The 15673-nt window shown below is 26.9% G+C and carries 14 protein-coding genes and 1 pseudogene; 10 read left to right on the forward strand and 5 right to left on the reverse strand.

Annotated elements, in window-relative coordinates; all coding sequences use genetic code 4:
* The 3 genes and pseudogenes from T401_RS06890 to nrnA (T401_RS0102280) form a co-directional block, all read left to right on the forward strand.
* Nucleotides 1–598: pseudogene (locus tag T401_RS06890) on the forward strand (hypothetical protein); the annotation flags it as partial.
* A 130-nt stretch (nt 599–728) separates the two neighbouring features.
* Nucleotides 729–1700, forward strand: coding sequence for a bifunctional oligoribonuclease/PAP phosphatase NrnA (gene nrnA / locus T401_RS06895; RefSeq protein WP_033178877.1), 972 nt, complete (start codon nt 729–731; stop codon nt 1698–1700).
* Nucleotides 1693–2682, forward strand: coding sequence for a bifunctional oligoribonuclease/PAP phosphatase NrnA (gene nrnA, locus T401_RS0102280; protein WP_033178878.1), 990 nt, complete (start codon nt 1693–1695; stop codon nt 2680–2682). Before nrnA (T401_RS06895) ends, nrnA (T401_RS0102280) begins: the two co-directional genes overlap by 8 nt.
* A 51-nt stretch (nt 2683–2733) precedes the next feature.
* On the opposite strand, the gene T401_RS0102285 is transcribed toward nrnA (T401_RS0102280), so the two are convergent.
* The 3 genes from T401_RS0102285 to gyrA are packed head-to-tail and all read right to left on the reverse strand — an operon-like array spanning nt 2734 to nt 7140.
* On the reverse strand, nt 2734–3396 hold the full coding sequence (locus tag T401_RS0102285; RefSeq protein ID WP_052169664.1) for a hypothetical protein: 663 nt from the start codon (nt 3394–3396) through the stop codon (nt 2734–2736).
* On the reverse strand, nt 3389–4399 hold the full coding sequence (locus tag T401_RS0102290) for a nicotinate phosphoribosyltransferase (protein ID WP_033178879.1): 1011 nt from the start codon (nt 4397–4399) through the stop codon (nt 3389–3391). Before T401_RS0102290 ends, T401_RS0102285 begins: the two co-directional genes overlap by 8 nt.
* 17 nt (nt 4400–4416) lie before the next feature.
* A complete protein-coding gene (gene gyrA, locus T401_RS0102295; protein WP_033178880.1) occupies nt 4417–7140 on the reverse strand; it encodes a DNA gyrase subunit A in 2724 nt (907 codons plus the stop codon).
* A 356-nt stretch (nt 7141–7496) separates the two neighbouring features.
* Between gyrA and T401_RS06900 the strand changes: the two genes are divergently transcribed.
* From T401_RS06900 to T401_RS06915, 6 genes are all read left to right on the forward strand, one after another.
* Nucleotides 7497–7802, forward strand: coding sequence for a hypothetical protein (locus T401_RS06900; protein WP_033178881.1), 306 nt, complete (start codon nt 7497–7499; stop codon nt 7800–7802).
* 309 nt (nt 7803–8111) lie between these two features.
* A complete protein-coding gene (locus tag T401_RS0102305) occupies nt 8112–8624 on the forward strand; it encodes a hypothetical protein (RefSeq protein WP_156935657.1) in 513 nt (170 codons plus the stop codon).
* A 153-nt stretch (nt 8625–8777) separates the two neighbouring features.
* On the forward strand, nt 8778–8996 hold the full coding sequence (locus T401_RS06905) for a hypothetical protein (protein WP_033178883.1): 219 nt from the start codon (nt 8778–8780) through the stop codon (nt 8994–8996).
* Complete coding sequence (locus tag T401_RS0102315) at nt 8983–9675, forward strand: hypothetical protein (protein WP_033178884.1); 693 nt, start codon at nt 8983–8985, stop codon at nt 9673–9675. Before T401_RS06905 ends, T401_RS0102315 begins: the two co-directional genes overlap by 14 nt.
* Before the next feature lie 57 nt (nt 9676–9732).
* Entirely contained in the window at nt 9733–10278 is a 546-nt protein-coding gene (locus T401_RS06910) for a putative cysteine peptidase (protein WP_033178885.1), read from the forward strand.
* A gap of 18 nt (nt 10279–10296) precedes the next feature.
* Entirely contained in the window at nt 10297–11172 is an 876-nt protein-coding gene (locus T401_RS06915) for a hypothetical protein (RefSeq protein WP_033178886.1), read from the forward strand.
* Between the two features lie 149 nt (nt 11173–11321).
* Here the strand turns inward: T401_RS06915 and T401_RS06920 are convergent, their stop codons facing one another.
* Together T401_RS06920 and uvrB are read right to left on the reverse strand one after the other, a co-directional pair.
* Nucleotides 11322–12770: an endonuclease/exonuclease/phosphatase family protein gene (locus tag T401_RS06920; protein WP_211246854.1), complete on the reverse strand. Its 1449-nt coding sequence runs from the start codon at nt 12768–12770 to the stop codon at nt 11322–11324.
* Between the two features lie 55 nt (nt 12771–12825).
* Nucleotides 12826–14808, reverse strand: coding sequence for an excinuclease ABC subunit UvrB (gene uvrB, locus T401_RS0102335; RefSeq protein WP_033178888.1), 1983 nt, complete (start codon nt 14806–14808; stop codon nt 12826–12828).
* 48 nt (nt 14809–14856) lie between these two features.
* Here uvrB and T401_RS0102340 point away from each other — a divergent pair, with 48 nt between their 5' ends.
* Nucleotides 14857–15639, forward strand: a complete 783-nt coding sequence (locus T401_RS0102340) for a leucine-rich repeat domain-containing protein (protein ID WP_033178889.1) — start codon at nt 14857–14859, stop codon at nt 15637–15639.
* Nucleotides 15640–15673 lie beyond the last annotated feature (34 nt).

Here is a 15673-nt window from a genome sequence, read left to right on the forward strand (position 1 = left end):
TAATGCTCATTTGACAAATGATAAATATTACCAAGCTAGACCTGATTTAATTCACTTTGTTGGATACGGTTTAAGAAGCCAAAGTTCTTTAAAAGTTGATTTAATTGGCACTGTGCCAAATAATCAAAGATATGCAAAAGAACCAATTTATAAACAATTTAAAAGAAAAATTTTTAATATTGATCCAACTAATCATGGCAAGATTGTAAAAGAAAGTATTAAATTCAATGATCAAGTTCCAGTTCAATATGGCGGGTGATATGTATATTATACTGATACTGAAACAGTTGGAGGTATGTCAGGTTCTTTAGTAATTAACCAAGAAGGTTTACCAATTGGGGTTGTTTTTGGAACCAGATCGCCTTCATCAATGGTTATTTTGAATGATGAGAATAAATATGTTTCTCTTTATAATACTTCAATTGTTCCATTTAGTTTAGAAGCACCACTTTATAATTCATTAAATGGATTAAGTGCATATCCATATAATTTGATTGACGGAACAAATAAAACTAAATATGAAAACCAAATAATGTCTTATCATGAAAAACTAATAGAAGTTTTTGGCAAAGAATATAAAACTGCTATTTTTAATTAAAAGACCATTTGTTTTTATAATCTAAAATTTGGATTTGAATTTTTGGCTAAAATGGTCTTTTTTATTATTTTGACTTATAATTTAAATATATTTTAATATATTAAAAACTTAATTTTTATAGGAGATAATAATGGCAAAAAATAACTGAGAACTTGCTTTAAAAGCAATTGAAGAACACGACAATATTTTTATTTTCCATCACATTAGACCAGATGGAGATTGTTTAGGAAGCCAATTTGGTTTAAGATATTTCATTAAGGCAAATTATCCTGAAAAAAATGTCTTTGTTTTAGGAGATAATGTAGGAAACTTTCCTTTTTTAAAATGAGACTTTGATAAATTTGAAGAAATTGATAAAAAATACTTTGAAAATTCTTTAGGAGTTGTAGTTGATGCTAATAATTCAGAAAGAATTGAATTTGCAAATTATATATTAGATAAGAACTTTACTCATATGTTAAGAATTGATCACCACCCCGTTGATCCAGATATTCAATATGATTACACATGAGAAGATGCAAGTTTTGCTGCTGCAGCTGAACAAATTGCTTATATCGCTATGAAAGCTAATTGAAAAGTAACTTTAGACGCTGCTACTTACACTTATTTAGGAATTAATACTGATAGTGGCAGATTTCAATATGAATATGTTCAAAAAAGAACATTTGAAGTAATGGCATACTTACATAATGCTGAAGGTTTTTCAGTGTGAAACATTAACTTCCTATTATCAATTAGAGAAGAAGCTAAAGTAAGATTTAATGCATATATTTCATTAAATTACAAAAATGAAGGAAAAGTATTATATTTTCATGTAACCAAAGAATTGCAAGATAAATTTGGGTTAAATGCTAACGAAGCTAGCGATGTTAATGTTTTAGCTAACATTGGAGATTGCAAAATATGAGTATTATTTATTGACCAACCAGATGGAACAATTAGAGCTAGAGTAAGAAGTAACAAAATTTGAATTAATCATATTTGTGCTAAATACAAACCTGGTGGCGGGCATGAAGTTGCAGCTGGGGCTACTTGTCAAAATAAAGAAGATATGAAAAACTTGATTGAAGATCTAAAATCTGAGGTTTTAAAACATGAATAATATAAGCGAACAAAAATTAAACTTATTAAAACAAATTGAACAAAAAATAAAAGATCATAAAAATATTGTGATTTTTCACCACATTAGACCAGATGGAGATTGTTTAGGAAGTCAATTTGGTTTAAAAAATTTAATAAAAGTGAATTTCCCAGACAAAAATGTTTATACAATTGGGGATTCAAAAGGAATTTTTCCTTTCTTAGATTTTTCTATGGACCAATTAGAAAACAAAAGATTGGAAGATTCTTTAGGAATTATTGTTGATGCTAATTATAAAGAAAGAATTGAATGTAGAGAATATTTAGACAACAATATTTTTGATGAAGTAATAAGAATTGACCACCATCCTAATGATGATGATTTAAATGCTTCATTAAAATGAGTTGAACCAGAAGCTCCGGCTGCAGCACAACAAGTTGCTGAATTAGGATATGTCTTAAATTGAAAATTTAACGTTGAAGCAGCAACTTATTTGTATTTAGGAATTTATACAGATTCAGTAAGATTAACTACTGATACAACAAACGGAAAAACTATGCGCTTAGTGGCTCATTTATGAGATTGCGGTGCAAAAAGAGCTTTATTACATACTGAAATGAATAAAAAAACATTATTAGACATTCAAATAAATGCTTTTATTCAACAAAATATGAAAATTGCTAATGGTGTTGTTTCTTTCTTCTTTTCTTTAGCAGACCAACATAAATTAGGAATTAGTGATCCCTTAATGGCAAATCGTCCTTTTACTTTAGCAAGTATAGATAATAATAAAGCTTGAGTATTCTTTACTGAGGAAGCTCCAAATCAAATTCGTTGTGAATTTAGATCATTAGGAGCTTGTGTAAGAAATGTTGCTTTAAAATGAGGTGGAGGTGGCCATCATCGTGCTAGTGGAGCTCAAGTTCATGATGTAAATGTTCTTGATCAAATTGTTAAAGATTTAGAAGAAGAAATTACACATTTAGAAAATTACGATAATTAATTTATTACACCAACTTCTTAGTTGGTGTTTTAAAATAAAAAAATCAAACCTCTATAGTTTGATTTTCCCTTGGCTTAATTCCAAATCCTTATGTTGTTGTTGAACAAAATCATCTGTTAAATGAATAATTTCTCTAATATTATCAAAATAAATTTGGTATTTTTTGTATTCACCTTTTAATAAGAATTTTTTATTAAGACTTTTTACAAAATCAATAGCTAAATAAACATCAAAATACTCATATGCTTCTTTTACCTTTTTAATTAAATTCAAAATGGCAATGTTTAATTCATGTGATTTAATTTGTAAATCTGGTTTTTTAAAAGTTTTTCTTTCAAAATCCAACATAAATGCATAAAAAATATCTCTTGATTTTAAATCCATTGGTTCCATTAAAAGCAAGATTTCTTGTTCTTGTGTTTTTAATTCTTCGGATTTTTCAGTATTTGATAAATAATTATCGACATCAAATGCATTTTTTTCATATGTGTTTTCTTTTTTGGTTATCAAAATGATTTTAATAATGATTAATAAAAAGATTGCCAAAGATATTGAACCAAAGACATATAAAGTGATTGAAGTTCCTTGGTTTACTTCTCCAAATATTTTTGCCCCAGCTAATATTAAAATTACACCTGCAATTAGAAAAGAAAAGACAACTAAAAAAGCAATAAAATTCAACAATTTTAATTTTGTCTTAGTTTTTTTATTCATCTATTTTTTCTCCTTGATAAGTAATTAAATTAGGATTTTTTAAATAACCTCTACCAGCTTTGGCAACATTTTTCCCATTAATTCGGGTTGCATCAGCACTAAAATTAATATAAATGCTCATTAAAGAAGCACCAACACCATAAGCATCAACTGGAGTTTGCTCTGCTTCAAAATCAGCAATTCTTTTCTCATCAAAACCACTAGAAACAGTAATCTTTACATGTTCTCCACCGTTTTCATCCAATGCTTCTCTTAAACGCTTAACTTGAGTAGGCGTAACTCCAAATTGAGCTTCACCATCTTTAAACATTTTATCAATCATAGCCTTAGAAGTATCGATTCTCACTCCTTTTAAATCCTTACCAAATTCTTTTAAACATGCTAAAGAATCAGAAATTACATCATTATGAAAATCAACCAAGGCTACTAATGGATCTTCAGGAAATGTTTTATGATAAGCTCGGCAAGCAGCAACTAAATCGCCTTCAAACATTTGAATTAAAGCATGAGGCATACTTCCAAAAGGTTTTTGAACTGAATTTCTTGATGCTAACGGAGTTGAATGATTTTTGATTCCCCCAACTTCAATCGCATATGAGTCGCGTTCTTGATTAATATAATGATCAGCACGATCAGCCATACTAATAACTGTTTTACCATTGGCAGCTTTTACTACACGATAAGCATTAGTTGCTATTGAAGTTTGTCTAGCTAAAATCCCATCAATAATTCCTTCTCAAACACCAAATTCATAATAAGGACCTTCTAATTCTAAAACTACTTCCCTGTTATGAATTATGCTTCCTTCTGGTAAGTATTTAATCGAATAATTATTGATATTTGTATTTTTAATTAATATTTCAATTGCTTCATTAATACCACATAGTTTGACATCATTATTTCTTTGAAAAAATTGTAAAGTAACAATATCATTTTTATGATAAATCTTGGCAATTTTTTCAGTTTTGAAAAAATATGTTGAAATTCTATCCTTTAATTTCATTTCAATTCCTCTTATGATTATTCATCTTCTTCAATTTTAAATTTAGTAATATCAATTTCCTTAGTTACTTCATTAAATTCATCGGTTGTTAATTCACGATCAGTAGTAATTTCTGATTGATCACTAATTTTAGCAACACCAACAATTGAAGATTTCTTATTTTTTAAATTAATTAATTTAACTCCCTTTGTATTTCTACCAGTAATTGAAACTGAATTTAATGAAAATCTAATTGCGATACCATCATTAGTCATGATGATTAAATCTTCTACTCCATGAACAGTTGAACAATAAATTAATTCACCAGATTTATCAGAATTTAAACCAATGACACCTTTAGCACCTCTTCTAGTTTTCCGATAATCATCTAGAAGTGACATCTTTCCATATCCTTCACTTCCTAAACTAAAAACATATTTTCCGTCCATTGAACTTGAAATGCTTACTACTCTTTCTTTTTCATTTAATCCAATTCCTTTGACACCAGCCGCTGTTCTTCCCATAGCTCTAATATCTGATACATCAAAACGAACTACTCTATTGTTTGAACCAGCAATTAATAATTCTTCATTATCTTGAACAATTAAAGCATCAATTAACTCATCATCTTCTTTAATACTTAAAGCTAATTTTCCGTTTCTGTTAATTCTTTCATAATTATCTAGTGAAGTCTTTTTAATAATCCCGTTTTTAGAAACTGTGATTAAATATTTATAATCTGGGTATTCATTAGTTGAAAGGATTTTAACGATTCTTTCATCCTTAGAAATACCAGCAACAACGTTAACAATTGGAATTCCTTTAGATTGTTTTGTTCCAACTGGAACTTCATGTCCTCTAATTCGATAAATTTTAGCTAAATTAGTAAAAATTAATAAATCAGTATGAGTGTTGGCTACTAAAATATCTTGAATGTCATCATCTTGATATGTTTTAGCTGTAATTGAACCAACCCCTCCTCTTTTTTGTTCACGATATTCATCAATATCAATTCTTTTAATATAGCTATTAGAACTAATGGTAATAACAACATCTTTTTGAGGAATTAGATCTTCATTATCAATGTTACCTAATTCGTCTCAGTTAATTTCACTTCTTCTTTTATCACCATAAGCTTCTTTGATTTGTTGTAATTCTTTAATAATTAATTGAATTAATAAATCATAGCTTGATAAAATTGATCGGTATTCAGCAATTCTTGTGTTAACTTGTTGTAATTCTTCATTCATTTTTTCAATTGCTAAACCGGTCAATCTGCCTAATCTCATTTCAACAATGGCTTTAGTCTGAATTTCAGTTAAATTAAATTCATTTTGTAATGCAATTTGGGCATCAGTATCTGTTTTAGAATGCTTAATAATTTCTATTACTCGATCAATATTTTCAACACAAATTTTTAAACCTTCTAAAATGTGAGCTCTTGCTAAATCTTTGTCTAAATCAAATTGCAACCTTCTTGTTGTAACTTCAATTTGATGTTCCAAATATACTTCTAAACATTCTTTTAAATTTAACAATTTTGGTTCATTTTTAACTAGAGCAATAATATTGAATGAGAAATTGGTTTGTAATCTTGTTAATTTGAACAATTTATTAAGAATAATTTCAGGAATATAAGTCTTTTTAACATCAACAACAATTCTTATTCCATCACGATTTGATTCATCTCTGAAATCCGCAATTCCTTCAATTTTTTTCAATTTGATGTTTTCAGCAATTTTCTCCATAATTTCTGTTTTCTTAACTTCATATGGAATTTCAGTAATTATAATTTTGCTTTTACCACTTGAAAGTTCTTGAATATGAGCTTTTGCTCTCATTGTAATTGAGCCTCTACCAGTTTTATAAGCCTCAATTAACCCAGCTTTATTGAAAATAATACCACCAGTTGGAAAATCAGGCGCTAAAACATATTCCATTAATTCATCAATGCTAATATCCTTATTTAAGGCTAAAGCACACACTGCATCAATTACTTCTCCTAAGTTATGTGGCGGAATATTAGTAGCCATCCCAACAGCAATCCCACTAGTTCCAGAAATTAATAAATTAGGAAATTTAGCAGGTAAAACAGTAGGTTCTTTTTCACTACCATCATAGTTATCAATAAAATCTACAGTATTTTTCTTTAAACCATCAACCATTGCCCCAGCGATTTTTGACATTCTGGCTTCAGTATAACGCATAGCTGCAGCACCATCGCCATCAATTGAACCGAAGTTTCCATGCCCATCGATTAATGGATAACGAAGAGAGAAATCTTGCGCCATTCTTACCATTGCTTCATACACTGAAGAATCTCCATGTGGGTGGTATTTACCTAAAACATCCCCAACAATTCTTGCTGATTTTTTGTGAGGAACAGTATGAAACATTCCAAGCTCGCTCATACTATATAAAATTCTTCTATGAACTGGTTTTAATCCATCTCTAGCATCTGGTAAGGCTCTTGAAACAATAACACTCATTGCATATTCAATGAATGATGTCTTCATAACTCTTGCTAGGTCTGCCGGTTTTAAACCATTAGTTTCTGTTTCAAGAATTTGACTTTGAACTTGGTATCCCTCTTTATCTTGTGGAATTTCCTCTTCATCATCATCTTCAATAACTTGAGGTTTTTCTTCTTCAAAGACCTTTTTTATAGTGTCATCAAAATCATAATATTTTGCATCTTCATCATTAATTTCATGATTTTCATTTTCTAGTTCTAATTCTTTTTTTTCTTCTTCATTTTGCATAAAAATCCTTTACTAATTGCCGTGTTCAAGCACTGATTATAATTCTTTAGAATTATACCAAATTTATCGTTATTAAGAATAAAGAGGATAATAATAGCAACGAAAAGAAATCAACTAATTTTTAAAAGCTCTTTATCTTATTTTTAAAAAAATCATTATTATTTTCTTTATAACCAATTCTTTTTTAGAAAATAATTAAAATTAATGGAACTAGCTAAAATTTTCAAGGCTGATTTTCAATGTGATTTAAGCAGAAATTTTAATGGTGATATCACTGATATAAATCAAATGATGTTTTATAAAATAGGAACTCAAAGTTGTAAATACTTATACCAGTATTTGATTCGGATAAGGATTTGTGAATTGTACATTATATTGAAAAAGCAAACCCTAATAGAATATATGGTCCATGGTTTGTTTTTAAATTTAACAATATTAATTTAATTGATGAAAATCAAGTTTCAAGAAAGTTTTCAATTGCACTAGCACAAACAATTGAATATAATTCTGATTTTGGAAAAATTTATTTATCTTTACTAACTATGAACGATGATGATGAAGAAAATAAAGGGCAACCAGAGAGTATTAATTGACTTAGCACAAGACCGTTTTTTGACATAACATGGGATGAGAAGATCGTAAAATATTATAATTCAGATTAAAACAGAGCATCACATTTATTTGTGGTGCTTTTATTTAAATAAAATTAGTTATTAGTAGTTATAGATTTATTTAAAATAATAAAAAAATGTATTTTACACTGAAGAATTTTACTACTTTAAATTTAAATTTAAAATAATCTTATTTTTTACTATTATTTTGATTTTTTGAATCATTTTTAAAATTAAGAAGTTATTTTTCATTAAATCCAAAATAGAATTTAGTTGTATATGGGAAGGGAATTTTGAAATAAATTAATAACAACAATTAAACAATGCGATTCAAAATTTGTTTTGCATGGAAGTTTTTTATTGAATAAACTAAATTTTATTTCTAGAGTTCCTAAGGATATTGACTTAGGATTTGTAAAAGGTTTAAGCTACAAGGAAAAAATATTCTATTGGTATAAGCTAATATCAAATTTCAAAATAATAGAAAGAATTATAGACAATGACATTCAAAAGAAATATGTTATTAAATTTCAAGATACAACATATGTTATAGAATGTCTTTTAGGCAAAAACTTTAATAAATCTCAATTAGAAATATATGAAGGAATATTTGTATTATCAGATAAGTATTTTTTAGTATCAAAATTTGCTCAATTGTGTAGTAAATCCATTCTATATCAAGAATTAAAATCAGAATCCTTATTTCAAAAAATATTGGATATTAATGCTGATATCAATCAATTAAGAAATATAAATGAAATTAAGACTGATTTGGAATTTCAATTCATCTTTTTTGAGCAAAATATTATATCGAATTTACAATTTGATATCTTGACTAATAAGACTAACATATATAATAATTTTTTTGACTAAATAAAACTCTTGACAAATTTAATATTTTTTATCACTTTACACTTGATGAGAATTGTGAATTTGCTAGAAAAAATGTTCATTTTATTGAATTCATACAAAATATTGATATTTTGTATGAAGTAAGAAATTTGATTTTGAATTTTATTTATAAGAATGGCATTTTTTTATGGTCGGCTCTTAACTGAAATATATATAAAAAATGATGAAATTAATTTTAAAAAAATAATTAGATTAATAAAACTTATTGAAAATAAAATAAATAGCAATGTAAACTTACTTGATCAAGTAAAAATTGAAAATAAAAACATATGTATTGATTTAAACATAGTATTAAATAAAATATTGGAGGCATTTAATAGTGAATGTTGTTAATGAAAACAAAGTTGATTTGAATAAAGAAATATATAGTTATTTAAAAAGAAATAATCTTGAAAAATATATTCATGATATAAAGAATATTGATTTAAAATACTGTTTAGAACTTGAAATTTTTAGATATACTAAGAATAAAATTTTTGAATTGAAAGATTATATTCTTTGTTATGATGAAGAATTCAATCCTTATTTATTTGTTGAATTTAATCCTACTGGAAGTATATTATTATCTTTATTAAATTATGAAGCAGTTTTAATTAATCCTATAAGTAAAACAAAACTAATAAATTCTTTAGATAAAAATAAGACATATAAAGTGAATTTATTAGACTTTGAAATTACTGAAACTAACGGGGAAATTCATGAAATTAATATCAATAATGAAAGAACAAAGAAATTGCTTGAAAACAAAATATCAATTGTTGATAATTTGAAGGACGAAAATTTAATTAATTATTTAAATAGGGTTAAAATTTACTCAAAAGTTAAATCTCGAAGCATTTGAAAAACAGTTGATTCTAAATATAGTTGTGATCCTGAACAATATTTGTTGAATGCTGACGTTGAAGTTCCTCATTCTTGATGATTTAAAACAGCAAAGTATGATTTTGGTTATGTTTCAGATCCATCTGGTATTGGTTATTGTCAATATATAGGCTTAGCAATGCTGTTGTAATATAATCATTTCTTTGTAAATAGTTATACATTTAGTAATGAGCAAATTGACAAATATATGAAAAAACCAAAGGAATCAATTTCATGAAAAGACATGCATCGCATACCAACTGGACCAATAATTACAGAAGATTTAGTTCTAGATTTATTTAAAACTAGTATTTTAGGTCATTACACAATTTTGCCTGAAATATTAATTTGAAATTTAGATAAATTTCTTACTACCCATAAAGGTTATAATCCTGTAAAACCGGCGCATCATCTACTAACAAATAATTTCAATGGGGAAAAACCCCTATTAGTAATGACAAATTGTGGCGGTCTTCTTGATTGACACGGGATAATTATATATGGATCATATAACGACGGAAAATACCTAGCACATTTTGGTTGAGAAGAATATTCTCAAGTAATTGTAAGTGGAAATCTTCTAAAAATAGGATATACACTTTATTTGGATTCAAAAGTACAATTACATAAGAAGAAAGATGGGTTCTGAAAAATGTACAACAAAGATATATGTATTGTTGATTATTTAATAGGAATTGATAATTTTGATAGAAATGGAATAGACATTATTTTTCCTGAATATGAAAGATATTAAATAAGATAGGAGACGATTTTGAAATTAGACTTTTTATTAAATCCAACAACAACAAATAGAATTCTTCATTTGATTTCTAAAGATAAAAAGGAAGTGAAGAGTGTATTTGGAATTATGGTAGCTTATCAAATACTTATGTATTTAATAATATTCATAAATTTTTTATCATTCGGTATATATTTTGTGTTTATTTTTCCTGATAAACAATATATGAATAATGTTTTAGCAATAAGGCTTTTAGTAATTATGCTTTCATTGCTTGTTCCATATTTAGTTTATCTTCTTATTAGTTTTACTTGAACAAAAAAATGAATTCTAAATTATTATGAAAATGCTTCAAAAAACAAAAAAACATTTCAAATATTGCAGAATTTAATGTTTGAAAAAAATTGTTTTTTCTTTAAAACTAATTTATTATTTAGAGCAATTTTATATATGATTATTTATCTTAATACTTTTAGTTTTATTATTTTATGAAATTATCAATTTGAAATATGATTCGAAATGATTTTCAACTCAATAATTATTTCTATTATGATGCTAACAACAATTATTAATAATGCTTACAATTTAAATAGAATAAATAAATTATTGATTTACAAAACCAAAATAGAATTACAAATAAAAAATAATTCAATTAATTTAATATCTGGATGAGTTGCAATATTTGTACATTTAATTAGTTCAAAGGTTTTTCAATGCTATTTTGAAAAAAATCCTAAAAGGGGAGATCTAATTGGAGGAAGGTTCTTAATTTCTATCTTTGCTATTACTTTATTAATACTATTTCTATTTTATTTAACTACAACAATAATCTCATTAATAAAATTTAAAAAGGAAAATATTAATAAAAAACAAAAGATTTGTATGATTTTTCTTCCGATATTGTTTTAAATAATTAAGAGAAAATCTAAAATCATCAAAATTACTTTTTGGTGATTTTTTGTATTTTTGTTCTCATACCAAAACAAAGCCCCCAAATTAAAGGAAGCTTTGTTTTTTTAATAACGTTTAAATAAATAGAAATCAGATTGCTATTAAGATTAATTAGTTTTTGTAACATCAAATACAATGGTCCCGCCAATCGGCGCATGATCGGAAATATTTCTAATTGTTCTTTTGCCTTTTACTGATGCATTTGGTTTACCATCTACAAAACCTAAATCAATTGGGGTTGGAGCAATATTTGGATCTTTATTTGCACTTCATAAGTCATAAACAAAAGGCTTTTCTAATGTTCATTTAGTTTTATAAAGAATTTTGTCATAAGTATTTGTATAGTTATAAAACTTAGTTGCTAAAGAACTTTTATTTTCTTCAATATCTGCCAATGCTGATTTGTAATTTTTCATATTATTAAAAGCAAAGTCAAAATTACCATAAGAAATGTTAGTGTCTCCAGCAAAGAAAATATCTTCATTTTCACCATCTTTTTGATCAAATCAATCCATTACATTTGAAATATGGCTTGCTTCTGCTACTTCTTGAACTCCTTGTCCTTTTCCAGCAGAAGGTTCACCAGATTTTGTCCCTGGACTATCAAAGTGATCAAATATGAAAGTGAAATCTTCTTTGCCATCTTGAAATCATTCAAATTTTACTCCATAAGGTGGTCTTGCATATTCAAAATTTATTGAAGAATCAATATCATTTCTAAACACTTGAATATAACTATCTCCAATTTTATTATCAGTAAAAGGAATTGGTCTTAAACGGTCTTTTTTATAAATGATCCCAACAATTTCAGCTTGATTTTTACCAGCATAAGAAGACTTTAATTTTTTTGATTGAATATAGTCATATAATTCAAAACCTACATATTCATTTAAGAAATTACAAATTTTAGCAACTGCTGTTTCATTTTTAATTTCGGTTAAGCCAATTAAATCATAATTTATACCTTTAATAATTGAAGCTTTAGCCTTTGCTTTATCATCATCATTTCCAGATTCATTCAAAACATTTCAATGCCCTCAAAGTAATTTGTGTCTGATTGTCTCTTTTCTATTTGCATCTGGATTTTCTGGAGTTGGAGTTGGTTCAGGACTAGGATTTGGATTTGCGGTTAGATCTGGATTTGGGTGAGGGTTTGGATTTGGAGTTGGATCTGGATTTGGATTATTACCAGTATTATTTTCATTTGATTCATTATGATTTTCTTTATCAATTTCATTTTTATTATCAATTAAAGATAAAAGCACTAAATCAAATTCATGACATGCTTTTTCAAAAGTTATTTTTTTTGCTACAACTTGATTTTCTAAATCACCAATTTTGATTAAGAACTCAGTTCAAATGGTTTCATAAGGTGGTTTTGAAAGTTCTTGTTGATATTCGGCAATTGCTTTTTGTTTTTTGTTGTCAAATTGTGATTTAAAATAATTTTCTTTAGATTTATCAATGAATTCACACCCTATTGGGGCTAATGAAATTGTAGGGATTATTAAAGATCCAAAAGTTAAAAATAAAGCTTTTTTTGTAAGTTTTTTCATATTGTATATTATACAATAAACTTTAATATAATAAAAAGTTCAGTTACCTGAACCTTTATTCGTCAAGATTAATTCCTAGCTCAATTAAATAATCTCTAATTTCAATTGCTTCTTCATATTTTCTTTCTTTGGAAGCCTTTTTCATTTGCTTAATCAAACCATCAATTAACTTTTTATTATGTTTTATATTTGAAAGATCATCAATATTAAATTGCATTCCTAATTTTTCTAATGCCTCTTCACTATATAAAGAAGGTGGAATTGGTTTTATAATGGTTTTAGGAATAATATTATGTTTTTTATTATGCTCCATCTGAATTTTTCTCTTTAATTCATTGTCATCAATAGTAGCTTGCATAGCTTCGGTAATTGTATTAGCATAAAAAATCACTTTTCCATGATCATTTCTTGCTGCTCTTCCGACAATTTGGATCAAACTTTCTTTATCTCTTGAAAGTCCTTTTACATCAGCATCTAATACGCAGATTAAACTAACTTCAGGTAAATCAATTCCTTCTCTTAAAAGTCCAATGCCAATTACAACATCATAAGTACCTTTTCTTAAGGCTCTTAGAATTTCGTTGCGATCCAAGGTTTTAAAGTTATGATCCACATGCGCAGACTTGATATTATTCTCTCTTAAAAAAGTATTAAGAGTAGCAGCCATATCAATCGTTCTTGTTAATATCAAAGTTCTTTCGTTTTTTTCAACTTGTTTTTTAATTTGCAACATTGCATCCTGAATTTGATTATCTTTATTTCGAACTTCAATAATAGGATCTAATAACCCAGTTGGTCTAATAATTAAAGTGGTTATTTCACCATCAGTCTTATTAATTTCGTATTTTTTAGGGGTGGCTGAAAGATAAATTCTTTGAAATGGAAATTCTTCATATTCTTCAAATTTTAATGGTCGGTTGTCTAGAGCTGAAGGCAAACGATAACCATAATCTACTAAATTCTTTTTACGTTCGTAATCCCCTTTATACATACCATAAATTTGGTCAATAGTTTTATGTGATTCATCAATAAATATAACAGTATCTTTAGGAAGGTAATCAAATAAAGTATATGGTCTTTCCCCAGGCTTTCTTCCATCTAAATATCTAGCATAATTTTCTATTCCAGAAGTAAAGCCAAATTCCTGAATATTATCTAAATCATTTAATGTGCGCAATTGAATTCGCTCAGCTTCTAAAAGTTTTTGTTCAGTTAAAAAATATTGAACTCTTTCTTTTAATTCTTCTTTTACATCTTCAACCATATTTTCAATATATTGTTTTTTAATCATATAAGTTGTGGCTGGAAATAATGTTAAAGATTTCTTTATTTCTTGAACCTCTTTGGTTAAAGGATCAATAATTGTAATTCTTTCAATTTCATCATCAAAACATTCGATTCGAATATTGTATTCATCAGTATATCCTGGGGCAATTTCAAATATGTCGCCTTTATTATCAAACTGCCCTCTTTGTAAATCCATACGATTACGTTCATAACCTATACTATGAATTTGATTTAATAAGTCACGATGAGAAATTTTCATACCAATTTCGATTGGAAAAAAATTAGCACGATATTCATTAGGATTGTATTCACCATAAATTGCTGCAACAGAAGCAACCACAATTGTATCTCTTCTAATTGAAAGAGCATTAATGGCTGACATTCTCATAGCTGCTAATTTTTTGTTGTTTTGGGAATTTTTTTCTATGTATAAATCCTTATTTGGCAAATATGCTTCTGGTTGATAATAATCAAAATATGAAACAAAATATTCAACTCGGTTTTCTGGAAAAAAATCTCTTAATTCCGAATAAAGTTGACTAGCTAAAGTCTTGTTATGACTAAGAATTAAAGCAGGCCGATTGATTTGGGCAATTACATTAGCAATAGTAAAAGTCTTACCAGAACCAGTAACACCTAATAGAACTTGATGTTCCTTATTTTGATTGATTCCATCAACCAATTCCTTAATGGCTTTAGGTTGATCACCAGCTGGATTATAATTTGCCCTTAAAATAAATTTTTCTTTCATACATTAATATTTTAAATAATTAATATGAATTAATGTAAAATTGTTAATATGAAAAAATCTAGATTTATATTATTTACTGCTTTAGCAACTATTAGCCCATTGGCAATTGGAACATTATCTTTATCATGTAGTTGTTCAGGCGAAAAAGCTAATGCTTTTGCTGCTCAATACTGACAAGAAGGTACAAAATATTACAATAAAGATACCAAAACATTAGATTTATCAAAAGAAAATATTGAATCTATTCCAGATGGAGCTTTTGCTAGAAGAACTTTATTATTATTTAAAACTGCAAAAGACACTAAAACATTAGATTTAGACAAAAACCCAATTGATAACTTAATCTTACCAGCTAATATCAAATCAATTGGTAAAGGTGCTTTTGAATATTTAAATTTAAAAACTGTTTCAATTAAACCAAATCATGAAAACAATATCGAAATTCATGAAAGAGCTTTTTTAGGAAACCAATTAACGACAATTGATTTGCCTAAAAATGTTTCATATATTGGTGATCAAGCTTTTGCTGATAATAAATTAACTGAAATTGCTTTACCTTCAAAGATTACTAAATTAACTAAAGGAATGTTGGCTGGCAATGAATTAACAAATATTGATTTAACCAATATTGTTGTAATTGAAAGAAGTGCTTTAGAAAAAAATAATATTTCTGCTTTAAATCTTCCTTCAACTTTAGTATCAGCTGCTTTTGACTTTGTTAATAACAATCCTTCCAAAGTAAGTTTAACTATTCTAAATGAAGAACTAAAAAAAGTTTTTGCAAAAGAATTAGAAACTAATCCTGAAGCATATAATTACACAATTGCATAAATTATTAAAAACCTCTCTTAATTTAAAAAGAGAA

The organism is Mycoplasma anseris ATCC 49234 (genome assembly GCF_000702805.1).
Taxonomy (GTDB): Bacteria; Bacillota_I; Bacilli_A; order Mycoplasmatales; family Metamycoplasmataceae; genus Metamycoplasma; species Metamycoplasma anseris.